At 53.6% G+C, this 21,417-nt stretch carries 19 protein-coding genes and 1 pseudogene; 9 read left to right on the plus strand and 11 right to left on the minus strand.

Annotated elements, in window-relative coordinates; genetic code table 11:
* Positions 1-3: 3 nt before the first annotated feature.
* From KW849_RS26760 to KW849_RS26775, 4 genes are all read left to right on the plus strand, one after another.
* Positions 4-519, plus strand: a complete 516-nt coding sequence (locus KW849_RS26760) for a hypothetical protein (RefSeq protein ID WP_218432339.1) — start codon at positions 4-6, stop codon at positions 517-519.
* Positions 519-1,451, plus strand: a complete 933-nt coding sequence (locus KW849_RS26765) for an AAA family ATPase (RefSeq protein ID WP_218432340.1) — start codon at positions 519-521, stop codon at positions 1,449-1,451. Before KW849_RS26760 ends, KW849_RS26765 begins: the two co-directional genes overlap by 1 nt.
* 62 nt (positions 1,452-1,513) lie before the next feature.
* On the plus strand, positions 1,514-2,239 hold the full coding sequence (nucC, locus tag KW849_RS26770; RefSeq protein ID WP_218432341.1) for a DUF6602 domain-containing protein: 726 nt from the start codon (positions 1,514-1,516) through the stop codon (positions 2,237-2,239).
* A 345-nt stretch (positions 2,240-2,584) separates the two neighbouring features.
* On the plus strand, positions 2,585-3,739 hold the full coding sequence (locus KW849_RS26775) for a hypothetical protein (protein WP_218432342.1): 1,155 nt from the start codon (positions 2,585-2,587) through the stop codon (positions 3,737-3,739).
* A gap of 339 nt (positions 3,740-4,078) precedes the next feature.
* On the opposite strand, the gene KW849_RS26780 is transcribed toward KW849_RS26775, so the two are convergent.
* From KW849_RS26780 to KW849_RS26800, 5 genes and pseudogenes are all read right to left on the minus strand, one after another.
* Positions 4,079-4,507, minus strand: coding sequence for a hypothetical protein (locus KW849_RS26780; protein ID WP_218432343.1), 429 nt, complete (start codon positions 4,505-4,507; stop codon positions 4,079-4,081).
* An 8-nt stretch (positions 4,508-4,515) separates the two neighbouring features.
* Positions 4,516-6,489 (minus strand): hypothetical protein, encoded by a 1,974-nt coding sequence (locus KW849_RS26785; RefSeq protein WP_218432345.1) that lies wholly within the window; start codon positions 6,487-6,489, stop codon positions 4,516-4,518.
* Positions 6,486-8,384 carry a hypothetical protein gene (locus KW849_RS26790; protein WP_218432347.1) on the minus strand — a complete coding sequence of 633 codons (1,899 nt, stop codon included), beginning with the start codon at positions 8,382-8,384 and terminating at the stop codon, positions 6,486-6,488. Before KW849_RS26790 ends, KW849_RS26785 begins: the two co-directional genes overlap by 4 nt.
* A gap of 2 nt (positions 8,385-8,386) precedes the next feature.
* Positions 8,387-9,736 (minus strand): site-specific integrase, encoded by a 1,350-nt coding sequence (locus KW849_RS26795; RefSeq protein ID WP_218432357.1) that lies wholly within the window; start codon positions 9,734-9,736, stop codon positions 8,387-8,389.
* Positions 9,737-10,993: 1,257 nt separating this feature from the next.
* Positions 10,994-11,698, minus strand: a pseudogene (locus KW849_RS26800) (mechanosensitive ion channel domain-containing protein); the annotation flags it as partial.
* 193 nt (positions 11,699-11,891) lie between these two features.
* On the opposite strand from KW849_RS26800, the gene KW849_RS26805 reads away from it, so the two are divergent.
* Positions 11,892-13,232 carry a DEAD/DEAH box helicase gene (locus tag KW849_RS26805; RefSeq protein ID WP_218432358.1) on the plus strand — a complete coding sequence of 447 codons (1,341 nt, stop codon included), beginning with the start codon at positions 11,892-11,894 and terminating at the stop codon, positions 13,230-13,232.
* A 159-nt stretch (positions 13,233-13,391) separates the two neighbouring features.
* Here the strand turns inward: KW849_RS26805 and KW849_RS26810 are convergent, their stop codons facing one another.
* The 3 genes from KW849_RS26810 to KW849_RS26820 all read right to left on the minus strand — a co-directional run bounded on the left by KW849_RS26810 (position 13,392) and on the right by KW849_RS26820 (position 15,586).
* Positions 13,392-14,126, minus strand: a complete 735-nt coding sequence (locus KW849_RS26810) for a thioredoxin family protein (protein ID WP_218432359.1) — start codon at positions 14,124-14,126, stop codon at positions 13,392-13,394.
* A gap of 155 nt (positions 14,127-14,281) precedes the next feature.
* The gene (locus KW849_RS26815; RefSeq protein ID WP_218432360.1) at positions 14,282-15,151 is read right to left on the minus strand and encodes a DUF6279 family lipoprotein; all 870 of its coding nucleotides are present in this window, start codon (positions 15,149-15,151) and stop codon (positions 14,282-14,284) included.
* A gap of 246 nt (positions 15,152-15,397) precedes the next feature.
* Entirely contained in the window at positions 15,398-15,586 is a 189-nt protein-coding gene (locus tag KW849_RS26820; RefSeq protein WP_015096330.1) for a hypothetical protein, read from the minus strand.
* A gap of 351 nt (positions 15,587-15,937) precedes the next feature.
* Between KW849_RS26820 and KW849_RS26825 the strand changes: the two genes are divergently transcribed.
* A complete protein-coding gene (locus KW849_RS26825; RefSeq protein ID WP_218432361.1) occupies positions 15,938-16,774 on the plus strand; it encodes a S1 RNA-binding domain-containing protein in 837 nt (278 codons plus the stop codon).
* Positions 16,775-16,811: 37 nt separating this feature from the next.
* On the plus strand, positions 16,812-17,744 hold the full coding sequence (locus KW849_RS26830) for a DMT family transporter (RefSeq protein WP_218432362.1): 933 nt from the start codon (positions 16,812-16,814) through the stop codon (positions 17,742-17,744).
* On the opposite strand, the gene KW849_RS26835 is transcribed toward KW849_RS26830, so the two are convergent.
* On the minus strand, positions 17,689-18,870 hold the full coding sequence (locus KW849_RS26835; RefSeq protein WP_218432363.1) for an MFS transporter: 1,182 nt from the start codon (positions 18,868-18,870) through the stop codon (positions 17,689-17,691). The two genes, KW849_RS26830 and KW849_RS26835, sit on opposite strands and share 56 nt — an antisense overlap.
* 104 nt (positions 18,871-18,974) lie before the next feature.
* Between KW849_RS26835 and KW849_RS26840 the strand changes: the two genes are divergently transcribed.
* A complete protein-coding gene (locus KW849_RS26840; protein WP_218432364.1) occupies positions 18,975-19,868 on the plus strand; it encodes a LysR family transcriptional regulator in 894 nt (297 codons plus the stop codon).
* 135 nt (positions 19,869-20,003) lie between these two features.
* Positions 20,004-20,132 carry a PA1414 family protein gene (locus KW849_RS31535; RefSeq protein WP_007972508.1) on the plus strand — a complete coding sequence of 43 codons (129 nt, stop codon included), beginning with the start codon at positions 20,004-20,006 and terminating at the stop codon, positions 20,130-20,132.
* A gap of 182 nt (positions 20,133-20,314) precedes the next feature.
* On the opposite strand, the gene KW849_RS26845 is transcribed toward KW849_RS31535, so the two are convergent.
* Both KW849_RS26845 and KW849_RS26850 read right to left on the minus strand, forming a co-directional pair.
* The gene (locus KW849_RS26845) at positions 20,315-20,566 is read right to left on the minus strand and encodes an acyl carrier protein (RefSeq protein WP_218432365.1); all 252 of its coding nucleotides are present in this window, start codon (positions 20,564-20,566) and stop codon (positions 20,315-20,317) included.
* A gap of 72 nt (positions 20,567-20,638) precedes the next feature.
* Positions 20,639-21,364, minus strand: a complete 726-nt coding sequence (locus KW849_RS26850; RefSeq protein WP_218432367.1) for an MBL fold metallo-hydrolase — start codon at positions 21,362-21,364, stop codon at positions 20,639-20,641.
* Positions 21,365-21,417: the final 53 nt, after the last annotated feature.

Here is a 21,417-nt window from a genome sequence, read left to right on the forward strand (position 1 = left end):
ACTATGTCTTCCTACAGTTTTACGGTTGCTGAGTCGCAGACTTTTACCGTCACCCATGCCCGCCACATGGCAGCCAAGGTTGCAACGGATTTGCGCCGTATGCAGCGCTTCTATGGCAAACCCAGCGATGTCTCGATCGAGCAATACGAGGCTGAGCTGATTGTTCTGCTCAAGGCAGGGTATCTAGGGGAGGTGACGTACGGCTTTAAACGTGGCGACGATTGGATCGAACCGACGCTGAGATATACCGCGGGCGACCTGATTGGATCGGGCTCTGACGATGACCCAGGGCGTGTTCGGCAGGGGCGGGACGTATCCGGCGCGTCTTTCTATAGCTACCTGACTTACAGCTCGAAATACCACAACGCTTCGTCTGCAGATACGGAGAACGCGCTGAAAGACTTGCCATTTGCGCGCGGCAGCGCATCGGAACCCGGCATCAGCGGTTATCTCGACAACGACAAAACCTACTCAGCGGGCGGTCGCGCCCTCAATCGCGCAAGCGTAAGGAGCTACTGATGAACGTGAAACCGTCTCTGGACGAACTGTTTGAGCGGCGTGTGTCCTTCCCTGACTTTGAACCACAGGAGCGGCTGGCGCGGCTTGTGGGTCTTGATGATCAGAAGGATCGGCTCGCCAAGGTATTGGGCTTACTGGTCAACCCTTTTGGCTTACAGGAGTGGGCGGAGAAATATCACCCGCAAGCTCGGGCTGCAGTCGATACCGTAATGCGCCGACCACCTCTTGCTGTACTGGCTGGGGATGTCGGATCAGGGAAGACTGAATTGGCGGAGACGATCGGGGACGCTGTCGCTCGGCAAGAAGGCATCGATATCACGCTGTATCCATTGAGTCTAGCGACCCGGGGTCAGGGACGAGTGGGCGAAATGACTCAACTGGTCTCGGCTGCCTTCGACTACACAATCGAGGCTGCTGAAAAGCTCCAGAATCGCAGTGGTAAGGCTCGGGGTGCGGTGCTGTTGCTCATTGACGAGGCTGACGCTTTGGCTCAATCCCGAGAAAACTCTCAGATGCACCATGAGGATCGCGCGGGGGTAAACGCCTTAATTCGCGGCATCGATCGTATTGCTAACCAGAAGCTGCCGGCAGCTGTGCTGATGTGCACAAACCGCCTAAAAGCTCTCGACCCTGCAGTCCAACGGCGCGCGGCGGAAGTTTTGACATTTGGCCGTCCTGACGAGAACCAGAGGCGATATCTGCTGACGACAAAGTTGCAAGGCATCGGGTTGGGCGTTCAGGCGATTGATGAGCTTGTTAAGCTGACCGGCCCGCGAGCAGCTGATGCGCCAGGTTTTACATTCTCCGACATAAACCAGCGACTGATCCCTGCCATTGTGCTTTCGGCCTACCCGCACACTGCAGTGGATGCCAGGAAGGCATTGCTGACAGCCAAAGCAATGTCACCTACACCCGCTTTTCAAGATCGCTAACTACCTAGTTCGAGCAAGCCCCAAAGTTGCTGCTCGGGCTTGTCCTGTGTTTCGGAGGCAATATGTCAGCATGGTCACTATCAACACTGCTTGCATCCTTGCATGATGATATCCAGCTCCGTTTGGGAACGGCGCGCAAGGCGTTCGCACATCCTGGCGCAAAGGGTGACGCGAGCGAGGGCGTATGGATCGAGATGCTAAATACGTATCTTCCCAAGCGTTACCAAGCAGCCAACGCATTTGTGGTGGACAGTTTAGGTAGCTTCAGCGATCAGATAGATGTGGTGGTTTTTGACCGGCAGTATTCCCCATTCATCTTCAAATTTGATGAGCACATCATTGTGCCGGCGGAAAGCGTATATGCTGTTTTCGAAGCGAAGCAGACTGCTTCGGCAGACCTCGTCGCCTATGCCCAACGAAAGGTTGCGAGTGTCCGCAAGCTTCAGCGTACCAGCTTGCCAATACCTCATGCGGGCGGTGTCTACCCAGCTAAACCCCTCATTCCGATCCTGGGCGGTCTGTTGACCTTCGAGAGTGACTGGAGCCCGGCGTTGGGGCCGTCATTCGAAAAGGCTCTCAAAGTAGATATGGCTGACGGAAGACTGGATCTCGGTTGCGTCGCTTCCCATGGTCATTTTTTCTATGACGCGAGCGGCAATACGTTCAATTTTGAAAGTGAGAATAAGCCTGCAACGGCGTTCCTGTTCAAGCTGATAGCGCAGCTCCAATTCAGCGGCACAGTGCCCATGATTGATATCGATGCCTACGGAGAATGGTTGGCAAAGTAGTCATTTGCCCCTTTTCTATAGCTGCATTTACCGCGAATGACGTTAGCAATTGAATGAGTGCTGCCCAGCAACCGCGAGCGTATTAGAAACAATTTGTGCTGAGCACCTGACTAACCTTCGCTTAAGTTACGGCTATGGGCTCTTGGAAAAACAGGCACATGTACGGATGCTACTCGGCCTAAAACGAGCGCCCGCGACCATTAGCTTGATCCTGTCTGCGCGGCTCACAGTCATGAACCCCGGGCCGAAAGCTAGACCAAGCTACGGCGCCTCTGCACCAGCCCCGAGTTAACTCATAATATGCCAATCACCGCTTTTTCATCGTCCCGTGGTATGGAGCTTGACGTGGAGCAGATCCTGGCTCGCATGTCAGAGGAGTCAGCGCAGCCTGGCTTGGGCAAAGCTGCGGCCATTCCTGAGGCGTGGAAATCCCACATTGCGACCGATCTCGAATGCCCGTCGTGCTTTCGCTACGGTGCCGAGATTGTTCGGGCTGGCAGGTCAAAAACAGACGGGCAGGTCGTTCGCCAAGCTTACTTCCGATTTGCAAAAAGCGGTGCGGGTACAGGGCATCATCCCTTTTGTGACTTCGCAGGAAATGTACCGGCAGGGCACACCCCTGAGAACCTCGTTCTGTTCTCTACCGCCAAGGACGGCGTATCGCGAGCTGTTCGCGAGCTCGTCTGCAAAGGCATAGCACTCCAGGTATTCGAACAGCGGGATATTCGAGCTATGCGGGAGTGGTTTTTTCGACAGAAGCTGGAGTCCCAATTTGTGGTGTCGCTGGAACCCAAACTACCCGGATGGTTGGAGTCGCTGAAGCGGTACTGCCATTGGAATCCGCGCCGTCCGCTGAGACGTTTCGTCCTTAGCGATGATGTTTTGAGGATTCCAGACTTCGATTTCAGAGCTGCGGCAAGAGCTGAGCTTTCTCTACGGTACCAGCCGATCTTGGAGGAGCTATTCGAAAAGAAAGTTTTCATTCATGGTATGGCAAGTAGGATCGAAAAAATGGCCACTGATTTTCAGGATAAGTCAGTTTTCGATCCGACTGTGCTCTCTGAGCGTTATGGTCTGACACAAAACTTCGCTGAATTCATCTATGTAAATTATGCCCCGCTCGCCAAACTGGGAAAAGATTATGCTCCACTGGCAAGCCTGAAAAATCCCAAGTATCTCTTGGCTTTTGCTGCCTTATTGCTGTTCATTTCAGATTGGCAGCCTGATGTCGCCGTAGGAAAGTTTGCACGGATAGCGTCCGCTGCGGTTCCGGTGGACGAGAGTCTCGGTAACGTAATGGGGCTTAACCCATTCCACGACTTTGAGGCTTGGGAGACGTTGAAGGTTCTTCAGGGCCTTCAGGACATTGAAGTGCCTATGCTCACGGTTAAGGAAGAAATGGAAGTGTGGATTACAGATGCTCGTCGTCGTGTGGGTCTGTATCAAGCCTATGACCCTCAAGCGCACACGCCTTACCCCGGTTGTCATTCGACAGAGTAGGCGTGGGCAATATACGGCTAGTAGAACTCGTCAGATACTTTTGACCTGAACCAAGTTTAGGTCTATAAAAAGCCAATCCATGTCAGGTAGCTGATCCGCAAGTTTGGCATCCGACTAGATTTGTAGAGGCTGAACTTGAAAAGCGAGCATTGGTACAGTCTCCAATGACGGATTTTCGGTAGTAGGCGGTCATGGCTAGGTAGTTATAACTTTTGTAATGCTTAGTAAGCAAGCCGTTGTTGATACTAAAATCTTTCATGAGTTTTACGCCTTTCATTGTGAATAACCTTTTGTGACCGCGAAAGTATTTGTGGGTTGAAGGGGGGGGTAGGGAAGCTATCACTTCAAGTCTTTGGTGACCGCCGAAATGTCAACAATGTTCGACTGTTTTTTCCAGCGTAGCTCGTACTCATCAAGTTGGGCCAAAAGCATGAGCTCTCGTCCAAGTGCGGCTTTCCATAGCTCTTCAAATCGTGCGGATTCACCACGGTAATGCGTAATACGGCCCTTTAAAGCAGCTATTTCAGAAGATTTTTTCGGTAGTTTCTCTTTCTGAATCGCAGCATAATGCTTGATGTCTTCAATAAGTTTTTCATAAATATTGCGCCCTTTTCTGATAAGGCTAGGATCTTTTCCTGCTTCGAGTGCAACTGAGCTAAGTGTAATTTTCGTTCCCTTTGGTAAGCGCTCTGGATTGTTGTTGTACAAACGAAGGAGCGCCTCAAATAGCTCTTCAAGTCCTGCGCCCTTAATGTTGTTCGATGTCATGTCGGTTTCTAATTCAAATGGCTGAGTATGAATTCATAGTCTTGGATATTGCGTTTTTCCATTCGATACTCGAAAGATTTAGGATCTAAACTTATGAGGTCGGCCTTAGCATGCTCGATCACTGATTCAACGCGGCTAGCCTTGAGAACCGAACTGGCACATCCAAAGCAATTCGCAAAATTACCATGTGCTCGATCATTGCATGGCTTATTGCTTGTGCAGCCACCCATCGGGGTTGGTTGCCAAGATAGAAGCCCTTTTTTTACTTTGTGCTTGGTCTCTTCGGCTGTTTGGCGGAAAATAATTCTGTCAATGTCGCCTGTCTTATCCGATGGGATGATTCGGTCGCCGTGTCCGCCATGCAGTTTTTCTGTTGAGTACAAAACTTCATTGAGGTAAGAAATCCATTGAGAATCCTGTAGCGCCTGTTTGATTTCCTTAGCAAGCTCAGGGCTCTTCAATTTCATGTTATAGCCACCCGCTGAACATCCTCGTTGGTAGTAGACACTCATTGCTTCAGTAAGGTGGGTGAGGAGCCGTTTGAGCTCTGGGATATCTAGGATTTGGCTTTGAGCGCCAAATACAGCCATCGTCCTGCGGAATTGATGCGTTGCAATTTTCCAGGGATTACCGATCTTGTACTTCGGATCTGAGCGCCAGTCGGCAAGTGGATCAATGGCCTCGAGTTGAAGTATGTCATCCTCCTCGATGAGAATAGGAGGAAGGTATTTTTCATATCTAGTAGTGTCTGCTCGGATTACGGTTTTGCCAGGTCTTACTCCGCAAAATGGTAAATATGATGGTGTGATTAGCAAGTAGTCTCCATCTACAAAATTATCGGGAAGATAGGGGGAGATTATTGATTTTATAGTCTTCAGTGCCGCAATTGGCTCAACGATTAGCTCGTTGGCAATCCAGGCTGTGTCTTTAGCTGTGCCGGTTAGCTTTGTGGATACGCCCATCATGTAGAGCCCTTTCGAACTCCAGCCCTGTGCTGGTTGGACGCAATTGTTTTCCAGTAGCTTGGCTTCATGGTCGCGAACTAAAGTGTAAATATGCACTAGGCTTTTGGCGCAGTGTTGTACTAGCCCAATGTGTGAGCTAAAATTCGCAGCTGACTTGATGTTGTTTTTGGCGCAATAATCAACAAGGTCGTGATCTAGAGTCGCTTTCGCGAAGTTAGGTTTTGGGTAAGGCTTCTCGAAGCCATGATTGGCCTTGCTGGGCCTGCTGGCCTTGGATATATCTCGACCGTAATAAGGATCTGAAGACAGCTCTTCGGCCAAGGCCTGCAGCTTTTCTGCAGAACCAGTGAAATCTAGGATGATGTCATTGTAATGATGATAACGAGCGTGAAGTATGCGACTTGGTATTACCGGAGTCTGTTTACCATTTTTTTCTCTCTCTCGATGACGCTTCTGTAACTCTTTAAAGAGGGCCTTGTGTGGACGTAAGCTAAGCGCATTATTAGTGAGCATAAGATAACTACTAATCAGCTTGGATAAGTTTCCGCAGATTTCTATTGGGATCTCTTTGACGAAATCCTTAGGGTGGTTTTCAGGCGAGATTAATTCTTGAATCGTCATGTTGCGTTTGTCTGCAATTTTGACTAGGCGAAGAATCGCCTTGAATGTATTTCTAATGCTAGTTATTCTTAAGGCTTCTCCTCTACGACTTAGAGAAAAAATCTCTGTTGCCAGAATTATTTGACTGGTAAGAATGTTATTCTTATTAAATGGTGCTGCCGATTCTACAGTGGTAAAGTTGAATGAGGTCTTATCAATGGGAGTAAGTGCGAGGGTTGGAAAGTCCCATTCTGAGTCATTTAGATAGATGGGCTGGCCATCGCGGCCATAACTGATGATGGTATCTGCACGCAGCTCAGTTAAGTTCATGCCGATGTAAGCAGCCGACAACGGCGGCTTGACGTAATTGTCGGTGACTTGAATGTCATGTACGACCTTTTCTTGCATATCTTTCATATTATTACCTTGAGTTTTACAAGCCGCTCGAGGTGCCTTTTCCAATAATCGGTAAGGCTATTATCCTCATAGACCTCTTTCCGCAACTCAGTAATTGTGTTTATGATGTCCGGCTCAAAAGAAGCCATACCGCTTAGGATGCTATCGATCCGTTGAAGCGTGGGGCCGTGAGTTGTATGGAAGTGTTGAATATCAGCACTGGAGTGAATCATCTGATTGGTGACATATTCAAGGCTGATCAGTTTCCATGCATCTTCTCGGTTGGCATGTGCCTTGTAGTTGACGCAATTCAAACATCCCACGCTGTTTTTGCAGTCAGGCGTTGCTGTGACCAAGCCATCGGAAATTACTTCGGGTGTACCTTCAATCTCGCAACCACCCAGCGGTGTAGCGCAGGGGTGCGGAGCTCCAAAAAAAGCATTAACTGCTGAGTGGAATTTGTTGATTTGGTCGACAGCTGTTTGCTCGTTGGCTTTTAAGTAGCTTTGTAATTGAGTTTTTTCACTGTGCTGCAGGATGTTTCTTGAGGCTTCATGCCCGTGCGCTTTCGCGATGTAATTGTCCTTGTAATCTCTGAACGCTTTATAGCTTAAGCGGGGTAGGTTAGGATCTGCGAAGCGGTGCAAACTAGCATGTAGACGACTCAATATGTTTGTATCGAGCATTCGGGTATTTGACATCTTATTTCCATTGAAGCCAATGAATAGGTAGGGGTGCTCGATCTCTTTGCAAAGAAAACTACGAAGTTGTATGTATTTTTGAAAATGCTTAATGAAGCTTGATTTAACTTTGACAGTGAATGTTTTGTTGTTTGCGCGAAATTTTATGGCTTTGAAGCCAATCTCGTCAGATTCGATTTTAAAATTCGCATCCCAAGGTAGTGCGCGTAATGGTGACTCATTGATTCCTGTCGCGGCGACAAACATCGAAATGAAGGAGTCATGCGCTATGCGCCCTAAACGAATTCGGTACTGGTTCCCGTCTGAGCCATTCGCTTCTGCAGTCCTAACAACATAGGCTTTTTCAGCATCGTAATAAGATTTTTTGGCTAGTGATTCTGATGATTTAGTGCGTATAAGATATTCCTGCAATGTCCTCATTCTTCCTTCGCCGTAGTCAAAGGTAACGGAGTTTGCTGAGCGTATTCCACTTTGACTCAATGCTTTTTGGCTGATCAATGGATATCGCTGATCAGCAACAAGCCATGCAGAATCTTCCTTGAAGTAAAGTTGGTAGGGGAATTGACTATTGGTAATCAAGAATTGAGTCAGCCCAGTAAATATTGGCTCGCACACCTGAAGGTAATGCTTCAATGCTTCCTCTGTGGGAACTTGTGGTAAGGAGGTTTTTGAATCCCCAGGGCGTTTGATAGGCGATAAGTTTGTTGTGAAAATGTACCCGCTATCAAAAAAACCTTCGTCCCCTAATCTCACGCAAACTTTCTGCATACGGCGCCGAGTGGAATATTCGCGGTGATCGGTGTTCAAGTGCTCGGAGAAGGCCTTAAGGGCTTCATGGTACTGTGCGGGCGTATCTAGAAAGCTTGGGTGATAATTGTCCTCACACCAGTTAGCCATAATCACCCAATCGGCCATTGTGGAATATCCCGTAGCAGGAGTATTGTTAGTCAGGCTTTCAGTGATTACGTAGCTGGCTATGTTCTTTAGCACTGCTAATCTTCTCGGCAAGTGGGTTGATAGGTCAACCTTCTTTGTCGCCCTACTACCGAACCGTGCAGCAAAGCACCAAGCGCCGAAATCGAATGCGTGACGATGGCTAAATCGTATAATTACTGTCTCGATGGGATTGCTTGCGAGTATATTCTGCGCTGACCTTAAGAGGTCAGCATTATTGACCAGGCCGTCGATGCGGATTTCAATAACCGGTCTGTCCATTGTTATTCGTTCCCAAGCAGATCGATAATATGTCGCTGGAAATGGGCGTCAGCTTCGTGAACCAATTTGTTGATCCTTCGGTAATCCAAATAACCCATTGTGGTTTTTGGATTTGAGTGGTGCAGACGCTTGGCTACGAAATCAATCAGCTCCAGTAGACCGATCTCACCCTCTGCCAGGAGTTCTTGGCGCTCTTCGACCAAATTCATACCGTAGGAGGCCCTTAAGTCGTGAAAACTGAATTTAAAGTTGTGCCCCCTTGACTTGAGCAGAGGAGACAAAGTGTCCTTAATAAATTTTCTAACTGCTGAGCCTTTTTCGTGTCTCTTGTATTTCTCTTTGTCTAGTTTGCTCACGTACAGCGGCTTTCCCGTTCTACTGAGAAATATGTATTGTTCACTGGACTCTCTTTCAAGTGCTTTTTCTTTTCGAGCGAGATATCGCTCAGACAGAAGGTAAGTGAAAAGCCTATGGTGCATCCAGCCGGGCACTTTAATTTTCTGTTTTTTGTCATACTTTGTATCTACAAGACAGTCTTCTCCAGCATTAATTGCGTAGGTGTTCATGTCAAAGGTGCTCGCTTCGAGTACATCTCCGATGCGGATAGTGAGTACCGTCTGAATTCGCATTCCTGAAACAAGTGCTAATAGAAAAGCCAAGAGCATTTCAGTATTGTGACTCTCAAGAAGCGACTTTATCATCGCGCTTTGCTGTAGCTTGTCGAGAGGCCTTAGTTTTCCCCCGTCATAGATGTAGTCGCTCGATTCGTCTGTGTTCTTGGCAAGCGTTAAGTCGGTTGTGACTACTTCTCTAGATCTTGCAAAACCAAATCGGTTGGTGTGCGTGACCCAGATAATGCTTTCTTTCCAAGGGGGTCTGGTCGGCCTAAGAAATCGAAATTTCATTTTCCATCTGTAGTAACGGACTACCGATCTTATTTTGTTATTGGCGGTTTGTGCGTCTATCGCACCGCGTGCGACGTCAAGCTTGAAGTGGGCCTTGAAAATATATGTCGGTCTTTCAAATTCGCGACCTTTGAAATCGAGGTGGTCTAGACCTTGCCCGTGCATCACATTCATGAATTCTTTTAGATTGACTGCTTCAGCACCTAATGTCGTATCCGAAAGCTTGGGGTGTTGTTTCGCTCGCCAGAAGAGAAAAAGATTTCCCTCGACCCATGGAGTACCGTCCGGCTGAAGAATAAGCTTCATCCCCTCAATGTAATCTGAGTCTTCGAATTTTACAGGGTAAAAAATAGGAGGCTGGGTGGGTACTGAGATCATCCCCTCTATCGCATCGTCATAACACTTGGCGAAAGGAGTAAGGCTTTTCAATTCCACTGTTGTGAACATGTCGTGCCTGTAAGTCGGATATTTGTCAAAGAGTTAGAGGTCGGGCTCGATTGAGATTTCGAACGCCGGCAATAGTAATGGCTGCTTAAAATTTCGCAACTAGTATTTTATAGAGGTGCTTTGCTGGTGGTTTTATTATCCATAAATTGACAATATGTTTTTAGTTGTTGTTTTGCAGCTTGTAGGGGGTGGGGAGTGCGCTGGAGGGCGTGGAATGCCGTGGTTATGGTTTATCATATTCCAAATATTGACAGTGGCTTCGGTGGTTGTTGATGTTAAATGTCAGTTTTATCGTTTTCTTACATGTACTGCTTACGTCAATTATTGTTAAATGATTGGAGCGAGGGTGCCCTATGAGGCGTGCCTAGTTCTCTAAGCCCTATGGTAGGTGGGTTCGGCACTTTTGACTCACGCTTTCAACAATTACTAAAAAATGGCAAATCAGCCTCTTCGGGTGATGATTAGTCATCAATTGTCATTGAGTATTAAATCTGCGAAAAAAAAATTCCAAGTGGACAAAAAAATGCTGAAATCTGCGGATTTCTGATCGGTATGTCACGTCGGTCTAAACTCCCGCTCAAGGTCGGGCCTTTTGGATGGCGGTTGTGTCGGTACTGTTCGAGCGACGCCAGTGCAGATGGCTGCCCACTACTGACCTAAAGAGCACGGGGCTTGCTCCCGGGTCATAGCCGTCGGCTAGGTTAGTTTTCTCCTTTCATCACGTAGGACTGTCAGCACACCGTGAAAAAGGTACGAAACACTCTGGCTCTGCCGTCACAGTATTACGTCAATGGGCTTGAGTAGAGACGCATACTCGAATGATGCGGGATAGCGAGTTGCCGAGCCGAATGGTTTCAACGCATGTGGTCTGACTGATGGGATGAGCGCGGCGTATGGTCGATCAAGGAGATGGATTCGTTTCGTCTGCCATTTCAGCTGTGCCGCGAGACTTTCTGGGCAGACTTCATTTTGCAGATGCACCACCACTATAGTTAAGGTTACTGCTGTCCTAGAAGAAGAGCTGATCAAGCACAGCTCTCTGAAGTTATCCATGCTCCGCTGAGAAATAGCACTTTGAAAGGTGAATTCGGTGCGAGGGAACAGTCTTTGGGTAATAGTCTGTACTAGACGTGGAGAAGGGGAGGCGGGAGAGTGTGACGGTGTGTTCAGGCTGCAAGAGCGACAGGATATTAACGTTAGTAGCTGTCCGGATTTCTATTGAGCTCACGATACGTTCAAATGGGCTTCAACTCACGCGTAGTTCTGCACCTTGACCGTGTGCAGCGTGATGTCCACTACATCGCCGTCGGCGCCGACCTGGGGCATCTCGATCCAGTCGCCGACCCGCAGCATGTCGTTGCTGGTCAACTGCACGCTGGCGACGAACGACAGCAGCGTGTCCTTGTAGACCAACAGAATCACCGCCGACATGGCACCCAGACCCGAGAGCAGCAACAGCGGCGAGCGGTCGATCAGCGTGGCGACGATGATGATTGCGCCAAACACGTACAACACCATTTTCGCCAGTTGCACATAGCCTTTGATCGAGCGGGTGCGGGCGTGCTCGGTGCGGGCGTAGATGTCCAGCAGGGCATTGAGCAGGGCGCTGACCGACAGCAGCAGAAACAGCAAGGTGAAGGACAGTGCGACGTTGCCGAGGAAATTCAGACTGGCCTTGCTCAGGTCCGGCACCAGGTTGAGACCGAACTGGATCACCAGCGAAGGCGTGATCTGCGCCAGGCGATGGAACACCTTGTTCTGCAGGAAATCATTGATCCAGTGCAAGGTCGGCTGGCGGCCGAGCATTTTCGTCGCGTGCAGAATGAGGTAGCGCGCCACCCGTCCGAGGAACAGCGCAATTGCCAGCAGCAACAACAGCGACAGGCTGGAGTGCACGAGCGGGTGCTGGTCGAGGGCACCCCAAAGGTCCAGGACGTTGGTCCAGAGCTGTTTGATATCCATGGTCGAAAACGATTCTTCTGTAAGGCGCGAGAGGGGGATTAGAGCATTTAAGACGCCTTGTATTACGTTTCGGGAAAAATCAGGCAACAAAAAACCAACTGTTTACCGCCATTTGTATAAAGAAACTCGGCCTGAGCGCTCGAAACCGTTACCCTATGCAGCTGTTTTTTTGCATTTCTTCGAGGTAGCACCCGTGTTTTCCCAATTCGCCCTGCACGAACGCCTGCTCAAAGCCGTGGCCGAGCTGAAATTTGTCGAGCCAACGCCTGTGCAAGCCGCGGCCATCCCGCTGGCGCTCCAAGGGCGTGACCTGCGGGTGACGGCGCAAACCGGTAGCGGCAAAACCGCAGCATTCGTTTTGCCCATCCTCAACCGTCTGATCGGCCCGGCGAAAATCCGCGTCAGCATCAAGACCCTGATCCTGCTGCCGACCCGCGAACTGGCCCAGCAGACCCTGAAAGAAGTTGAACGCTTCTCGCAGTTCACCTTCATCAAGTCCGGCCTGATCACCGGCGGCGAAGACTTCAAAGTCCAGGCCGCGATGCTGCGCAAGGTGCCGGACATCCTGATCGGTACGCCGGGCCGGATGATCGAGCAACTGAACGCCGGCAACCTTGACTTGAAAGAAGTTGAAGTACTGGTGCTCGACGAAGCCGACCGCATGCTCGACATGGGCTTCGCCGAAGACGTTCAGCGTCTGGTGGAAGAGTGCACCAACCGTCAGCAGACCATGCTGTTCTCCGCTACGACCGGTGGTTCGGGCCTGCGCGAGATGATCGCCAAGGTCCTGAACAACCCTGAGCACTTGCAGCTCAACGCGGTCAGCCAGCTGAACGACACCACCCGCCAGCAGATCATTACCGCTGACCACAATCAGCACAAAGAACAGATCGTCAACTGGCTGCTGGCCAACGAGACCTACCAGAAGGCCATCGTCTTCACCAACACCCGGGCCATGGCCGACCGCATCTACGGTCGCCTGGTGGCGCAGGAATACAAAGCGTTCGTGCTGCACGGCGAGAAAGACCAGAAGGATCGCAAACTGGCGATCGACCGTTTGAAGCAGGGCGGCGTGAAAATCCTCGTGGCCACCGACGTCGCTGCCCGCGGCCTGGATGTCGACGGTCTGGACCTGGTGATCAACTTCGACATGCCGCGCAGCGGCGACGAATATGTGCACCGCATCGGTCGTACCGGTCGCGCCGGTAACGATGGCCTGGCCATCTCGCTGATCTGCCACGGCGACTGGAACCTGATGTCGAGCATCGAGCGCTACCTCAAGCAGAGCTTCGAGCGCCGCACCATCAAGGAAGTCAAAGGCACCTACGGCGGACCGAAAAAGGTCAAGGCCTCGGGCAAGGCCGTCGGCGTGAAGAAGAAAAAGACCGACGCCAAGGGCGAAAAGAAGAAAACCGCCGCCAAGACCCCGACCAAGCGCAAGAGCGCCAACCGGCCGAAGAGCGATTCGCTGGTCAGCAAGGACGGCATGGCCCCGCTCAAGCGCCGCAAGCCGGAAGCGCCGGCTGCTGAGTAAGTCGTTGTCGTGACCCAAAAAAACCGGACTGATGTCCGGTTTTTTTATGTGCGCCCAGCCCGCTCCCACAGGGACCTGGTGCGAACACATATCTTGTGTAAGGCACAAAACCTGTGGGAGCGTGGCTTGCCCGCGAAGGCCGCGCCTCGGTGCCTGGGGCTAACCACCATGACAGCAGCTCGACTGCTCCTGTTCCTCATATTTGTCATGATGCCGCACCCACTCCATGATTTCCTCTTCGTTGCGGCCCTTGGGCGTCAGGTCGAGGTAGTTGTAGGCGCCGACCAGCATGTCCAGGCCCCGGGCATAGGTGGAGTAGGTATGGAAAACTTCCCCGGCGTCATTGCGATAAAACACGCTGAGGCCGGGGAGTTCTTCCTCGGATCCGTCGGTTTTTTCGTAGTTGTACGTAGCCGTTCCGGCGGTGACGTCTTCGGCTCGGGCACTGACGCCGAAGTCGTAGTTGAAATCAGAACCTGCTGACGACACCCAGTCGAACTTCCAGCCCATGCGCCGCTTGAACGCCTGGAATTCAGCGAACGTTGCGTGGGAAACCGCCACTACCGCAATGTCGTGGTGGGCCAGGTGCTGGTTGGCGCCGTCGATGTGATCGGAGAGGAACGAGCAGCCAGAGCAACCTTCGTCCCAGCCTTTGCCAAACATGAAGTGGTAGATGACCAATTGACTGCGTCCGCCAAACAGGTCCGCCAGTTTCAGTTCGCCGTTGGGCCCCTGGAAGCGGTAGTCCTTGTCGATTTTCACCCAGGGCAGGGCGCGGCGTTCGGCGCTGAGTCTATCCCTTTCCTTGGTAAAGGCTTTTTCGTGGGCAAGGTGCTGTTTGCGTGCGACGAGCCATTCTTCCCGTGACACGACGGGATGATTCTGAATGTTCATGATGTTTTCTCCTGCGTGGGGCGGGGAGGTGACTTACACCGCCTAGTCGTTTGGCTTGCGTGGAATTCGACATACCGCCGGTCAGTCGTCAGCAGAAGCCCGGCTGAAGGCTTCACCTCAACCATAGGATCGCCCACAGGGGAGTTGTGCGGGGCTTAACTTTGTTTCAGCGTTTTTAAACACCTCAAGTCGCTGAAATCCTTCCTTACCCGCTCGATTTTTTTCAGCAAGCGCTCACGCTGGTCCGGCGTGCTTTCAGCCATCAGATCCACGAACAGCGAGCGCGCCTGGGCTTCGGTGTTGGCGAAGGCCTGACGATAGGCGGGTGTCCACAAACTCTCGCGATTGACCAGAAGTGTCTCGATCCGTTGTGGGAATTGTGGACTCTGGCGTTGCGCAACGGCTGCGCTGAACTGCTTCTGCCAATGGATACGGTTGGCTATCCACTGGGTGTTCTGGTCGCCCAAGGCGTTGGACCAGGTGGCGACTCGCTGTTGCTGAGAAATGCTCAAAGGCCCTAACCAGTCGTTCAGGCGCTTGTCCATGCGTTCGCCACGCTCCTTGATCTGCTGGGAGAGGGAGGGTTTGAGGTATTCCTCCTGGCGTTTGCGCTGGTCCTTGGCGAAGGCATCGTTCATTTCGCTAACTTGCTTGTCATCCAGCCCTTGCAGCAACTCGACGGCCGACGGGGTTATTTCCCGAGCGGTCTCGGCGATCGCCTGTTCGGCTTCGCGGGCGCGGGCCTGCAAGGCGGCATCGGTGACCTGGTTGGTGGCGATCATGGTTTGCAGGCGGTCCAGCCAGTCGAGGTAGCCGGGCAATTGGGTGGTGCAGTGCCAGCTCAGGTGTTCCTTCAGGCGCTCGTTCAGCCAGCTTTTTTGCTCGCCGTTCATGTCCAGGTAGTCGCTGAGCGTCCACGGAATGATCACGTCGAGGTTGCGGTAGGCCAGGCCCACGCGGCTGCACCCACCGAGGGTGAGGGCGATGGTCAGTACTACGGCGATGTGATTGAACCAGCGGGACATGGGCGAATCCTTGCGAAAGCCAGCCTTCGGGGACTGATTCTCATGTGAGCCCAGATTGAGCCTGGCAGTTCAGCCTGGCAACTGCTGCCGCGCAGGGGGGGGAATCGCTGTAGATCAGGTCGAGGTCGAGGTCGAGGTCGATGATTTTCACAGGATTTGATTTGGAGTGTCGCAGGGGAGAAGCGAGGGTTCCAGTCCAAGCGCTTCGAAGCTCAAAGCGCTTTGGGACCAGGTGACGCGAGGGAATTACTTTTTGCCCAGGGTGATCTGCTTGGACGGGCCGAATGTCTGGCCGCTGACGCCTTTGGCAATTTGCTGGATTTCACCGCCGGACTTGAGGAACGCAGCGATCTGGCTGTTGATCGATTCGCTGGTTTCGACGGCTGGAGCTGGCTTTGCTTTGCTGGTGGATGCTTTTACACGCATGGCGGCCATTAACCTGTAGAAAATTAACTTGGCCAGGCATCGTACAGGAATTACCTGATAATTGCTTGGCAAATATCCCCTCGCCATAATTGTGAAGTCGGGGTAATCAGGCATCGGTCAGTATTCGAAATAGGCGTCTAAGCCGCTGTTTTAACTAAGAACATTGCCTGGAAAAATACCGCAATGCGTTGGCCTGAGCATGGCGTAAATCCCCGGATCGGTCTGACGAGCGGCCAGGTGCTCGATGCGAACCCCGGAAAATCAAGGTCTTCAGAGGAATTTCTCGTACCACCGGGCCGGGTGCCGAACGCGGCGCCTAAAACCGGGTAGAATGCCGCCCACGCAATGAGGGTATTGGACATGGCTTTAGTCGGGCGTTACAACAGTTTGCAAGTGGTTAAACACACTAACTTCGGTTTATATCTGGACGGTGGTGCGGATGGCGAAATCCTTCTGCCTAATCGTTATATTCCAAAAGATATTCCTAGCGAAGATGAAGACTGGCTCAACGTTTTTATTTATCTGGACAGCGATGACAAACTCATCGCAACTACTGAAAAACCGAAAGTTCAAGTCGGTGAATTCGCCAGTTTGAAAGTTGTTGAAGTCAACAGCATCGGCGTATTCCTGGACTGGGGGTTGCCGAAAGACCTGTTGCTGCCGTTCTCCGAAGAGAAGCGTCAGATGACGGCAGGCGAGTATGTGGTGGTGCACGTCTATCTCGACAAGCACACCCGTCGCATCACCGCAACCGCGCGCCTGGATCGCTACCTGGACAAGACCCCGGCCAACTACACCGCGGGTCAGGAAGTGGATCTGCTGGTGGCCGAAGCGACGGACATGGGTTTCAAGGCCATCATCAACAACAAGCATTGGGGCCTGATCCACAAGAACGAAATCTTCAAGTTCATGCGCGCCGGTAAAGAAGAGAAGGGCTTCATCAAGGAAGTTCGCGCCGATGGCAAGATCAGCCTGAGCCTGCAGCCGGTCGGCCAGGAAGCGGCCACCAGCCTGAACTCGAAGATCCTCGCCAGGTTGCGTGAAAACAACGGCAGCCTGGCGGTCAGCGACAAGAGCGATCCGGCGTTGATCAGCAGCCTTTTTGGGGTCAGCAAGGGCAACTTCAAGAAGGCCATTGGTGCGTTGTACAAGAATGGCCAGATTGTCATTCATGCCGATCGCATCGAGCTCAGTTGATTCCACTTGCCATGGATTGTGTCTTCGAGGTGTTCCGGTGAGCGCCACCCGGCGCAGCGCCGATGGGTTTGCCCTGCAAGTGATGGTCGGGTTGTGCCTGGTCTGGGGCGTTCAACAAGTGATGATCAAGTGGGCGGCGGCCGATATCGCGCCGGTGATGCAGGCGGTCGGACGTTCCGGCATGTCGGCGTTGCTGGTCGGGCTGCTGATCTGCTGGAAGGGCGGCTGGAACCAGGTGGGTACGACATGGCGCGGCGGTCTGTTGGCCGGTGCCTTGTTCGGCCTGGAGTTCTTCTTCATTTCCGAAGGCCTGCAACTGACCACGGCGGCGCACATGTCGGTGTTCCTCTACACCGCGCCGATCTTCACCGCATTGGGTGTGCACTGGTTGCTGCCCAGTGAGCGTTTGCGGCCCTTGCAATGGCTGGGGATTGTCCTGGCCTTTATCGGAATTGCCATCGCCTTTGCCGGCGGGGTGTCCTGGGACAACCTTGATTACCGCATGTTGATGGGCGATGCCCTGGGTGTGCTGGCGGGTGCCGCCTGGGGTGCGACCACAGTGGTGGTGCGGGCCTCGCGCCTGTCGGAAGCGCCGGTGACCCTGACGCTGTTCTATCAGTTGATTGTCGGCTTCTTCGGTTTGTTGTTGATTGCGCTGCTCAGCGGCCAGGTCACCCATGTCAGCCTGACCAGCGTGGCGGTCGCCAGTGTGCTGTTTCAGGGCGTGGTCGTGTCGTTCTTCAGTTACCTGATCTGGTTCTGGCTGCTGCGCCGTTACCTGGCGGCCAACATCGCGGTGTTTTCGTTCATGACGCCATTGTTCGGCGTCACGTTCGGTGTGGTGCTGCTCGGCGAGGAATTGAGCCTGAATTTCGTCATCGGTGCAGTGCTGGTGTTGGCAGGCATCACCTTTGTCAGCGCTGAGCAGTGGCTGCGCCGTCGTTTGCGCAAAGCCCTCGGTCAGCACTGACCGGCGCGAGCAACAGACCGCCGCCGATCAACAGACCGCAGCCGGCGACCACCAGTGCCGGCTGCAATCCGCCACTGAAATGACTGCTCAACGCCGCCAGCAATGGCCCGCTCAGTTGGCCCACGGCGAAGCAGGCCGTCAGCAGGCCGGCATTGCGTTGGGTGGCGTCGGGCGCCAGTTCCCGGGAGCGTTGCATCACCAGTTGCATGCAGGCCAGGAACGGCGTGCCGCACAGGATCACACCCAACGCCAGACCTGGCCCGTTACCCAGCAGGCAGGCGAACACGCCTGCGGCTTGCAGCCATAACGTCGCCATCAGCCAGTGACGTGTGGCGCCAGGTTTTTGCCGACGCAGACTCACCAGCACCACTCCCGTGGCAGCCGCCAGGCCAAAGCACGGCCAGAAGAGGTCGGCCTGCCATTGGCCATGGAATTGCGCGTTGGCCATCTGCGACAGAAAGGTCGCGGGGATGATGTAGCCCAATCCGTACAAGCCATAGATCCAGCCCAGACGACCGATGCCTTGGGTGTGCGATGCGTTGGTGCTGGGCGCAGCAGTTGCGGTTGCGCCCGGTTGTGGCAGGAACGGCAGGATCCCCAGCAGCATCGCCAGCCCTGTGGCGGCGTACACCAGCCATAAGGTAGCGGAAGTCTGGCCCAGCAGATTCGAGCCCAGAGCTAGCAAGCCGGTCAGAAAAATTCCCAAACCCGGTCCGGCGAAGACCAGGGCGCCTAATCGTGGGCGACCGGCTTCTGCCGCGAGCGGCTGGCTCAGGGCGGTGATCATCACCAGCACCCAGGCGCTGGCCACACCGGTGCCGAAGCGCAGCAGCAGGTGCGACCAGAAACCATTGGCCCAGAACGACGCCAGGGTCAGCAGCACGCAGAGCCACAATCCGCCGAGCAAGCGCCGGCGCACTTGCGCGGGACGCAGGGAGAACATGGCGTCCACCGCGCCGATGAAATAACCGAGGTAATTGGCGGCGGCAATCAGTCCGGCGGCGGTCAGGTCGATCTGACCTTCGCTGAGCAGGTGCGGCAGTTGCGGTGTCAGGGCAAAACGGCCGATGCCCATGGCCATCATCAGGGCAACGAAACTGGCGGATAAGCGAATCAAGGGAGACATGGTCTGGACTCCGTTCAGAGGATCGATGGCCGTCAGGCTAGGACTGATTGACTTTCTTTAAAAATGAATAATAGTGAGCAACTTGTTCTTTTTTGGTGAATGTTGTGGAGTTCAGCCAATTACGCATCTTCCAGGCGGTGGCGCAAGAAGGGTCCATCACCCGAGCCGCCGAACGGCTGCATCGAGTGCCGTCGAACCTGTCGACCCGGCTCAAACAGCTGGAGGAGCAACTGGGTGTCGAACTGTTCCTGCGCGAGCGTCAGCGCTTGCAGTTATCTCCTGCGGGAAAAGTCCTGCTGGACTACACCGCCAGGCTGTTTGCCTTGCGCGACGAAGCCAGCGCGGCAGTGCAGGGCGGGCAACCGGCGGGCGACTTCGTGCTCGGCACCATGTACAGCACGGCGGCGATTCATCTTCCGCGGCTATTGGCGCGCTACCACCGCCTGTATCCGGCCGTGAACCTGCAAGTGCAATCCGGACCCAGCGGTGAATTGCTCGAAGGCCTGCTCACCGGCCGACTCGATGCGGCACTGGTGGATGGCCCCATGGAACTGGCCGGGCTCGACGGGGTGCCCTTGTGCGACGAGCGCCTGGTACTGATCAGCGAGGCCGATCATCCGCCCGTGCGCAGCGCGCTGGATGTGCAAGGTCGTTCGGTGTTCACCTTTCGCCAGGGCTGCTCCTACCGCATGCGCCTGGAGGCCTGGTTCGCCCATGACCACGCGGCCATGGGCCGGGCGATGGAGATCGAGTCCTATCCGGGGATGCTGGCGTGTGTGATTGCCGGTTCCGGTGTGGCGCTGATGTCGCAGGCGATGCTCGCCAGCCTGCCGGGCCGTGAGAGTGTGGCAGTGCATCCGCTGGCCGAGCCGTTCGCCAGCGCTACCACCTGGCTGATGTGGCGCAAGGGCATGGTCGGGGCCAACCTGAATGCCTGGATCGAGCAGCAACAGGTGGTTTTTCCGCCGGCACCGGTGCAGGCGCAGGAAATTGCCTGAACACAGGCTGATTGTGATGGATTCAGTAACAGATCGTTGCGACTTTGCGCGAGCATTGCGTAGGACTTCGGACTATTATCTGTGCGAAGGGGCTACAGAATTTTGGCCGCTCGGCACTACCCTGAAGGGGGCACCATGAAAGAGAAAATTCAAAACTGGCTGCATGACCTGGGCGTGGCTCTCGGTTTGATCGAGCCGCCTCTGCAACCCGTGCCTGTTCGTACTGACGACGAACAGCGCCGACGCCAGCAGCGTCGCCGGTAACGGCTGATGCTATCTGACTGATGAGGGGCTTGCTGTGGCGAGGGAGCTTGCTCCCGCTGGGCTGCGAAGCGGCCCCAAGGTGCACGGTCGCAGGTTTTTACGAGTGCTGCTCACTCGAGCGGGAGCAAGCTCCCTCGCCACATAGGTTGCGTCGTTGTTAGGGGCGCACCTGGCAATCCACCTCAATACCGCCCAATCTCCAGCAAAAACCGGCTCAAATCATTCGCCGTCCTGGCGGTCTTGAGCATCCGGTCTTCCCTGGCGGTCAACGCCGTCACACCCAGTTCATCTTCCAGATGGAAGATCAGCTCTTCGATATCTTCTTTATCCAATCCCAATTGCGCCAGGCTGACGTTGTCGTCGAAGTCATCCCGGCCTTCCAGCAGGCGGCTAATGTAGTGGTGCACGACAGCACGAACGGCAGCTTTTTTCATGAGCGCTCTTCGAGGAGGAGGCGGTTTTATTCTCTGTGCCGGAGCAGTTCCTGCCGTTGAGTACAGCAGGCTTTAGCCGTGTGAGCGCTGCCATTCGTCAATCATGTTGCGCAAATATTCCCCGGAAAAACTGCCGAAATGTCCACCATGCACCGTACGGATCGGCAGCGCGTGCAAGCGTTGCAGGCTGCGGGCGTAATCATCGAGGTTGGAATGGTAGGCGTCTTCGACCAGCGGGCCGTCGTAGATGATGTCGCCGCTGAACAAAGTTTCGGTGACGGCTTCATACAGGCAGATGCCACCCGGCGAATGTCCCGGTGTGTGCATGACCTGCAACACCCGATTGCCCAGGTCCAGCACATCTCCATCTTCGACAAACCCCGTGGCCGGTGCGGCCTTGACCCGGTATTCGGCGTAGCACAGCGGGCAATCAGGGTGCGCCTCGAACATGTCGTCGCCGACAAAGGCTTTGCTCAGGTCGTTGTCGCCATCGGGCGCGGCGAGAATGTCCGCCTCGGCCGGGTGTACCAGCCGTTCAGCGAATTCGTGATGACCGGCGATGTGATCGAAGTGGCAGTGGCTGGCCACCGCCACCAGCGGCCGTTCGGTGATCCACGGCAGTTGCTCGCGCAGGCTGACCAGGCCCGAGCCGCTGTCCAGCAGCAGGTCTTTGTCACGACCCTGGATGTGCCAGAGGTTGCAGCGGTAGAAGGGGCGGATGTACGGCTCGTGAATCAGGCGGATGCCGTCACTGAGCGGTTTCACTTCGAACCACTGGTCGCGAGAAACAATCTTCATAAAATGTTTTCTCCAGACGAAAAAAAACGAGTATGGCAACCGACGCCACACTC

Origin of the sequence: Pseudomonas sp. PDM26 (genome assembly GCF_019219185.1) — a bacterium.
In the GTDB taxonomy this organism is placed as follows: domain Bacteria; phylum Pseudomonadota; class Gammaproteobacteria; order Pseudomonadales; family Pseudomonadaceae; genus Aquipseudomonas.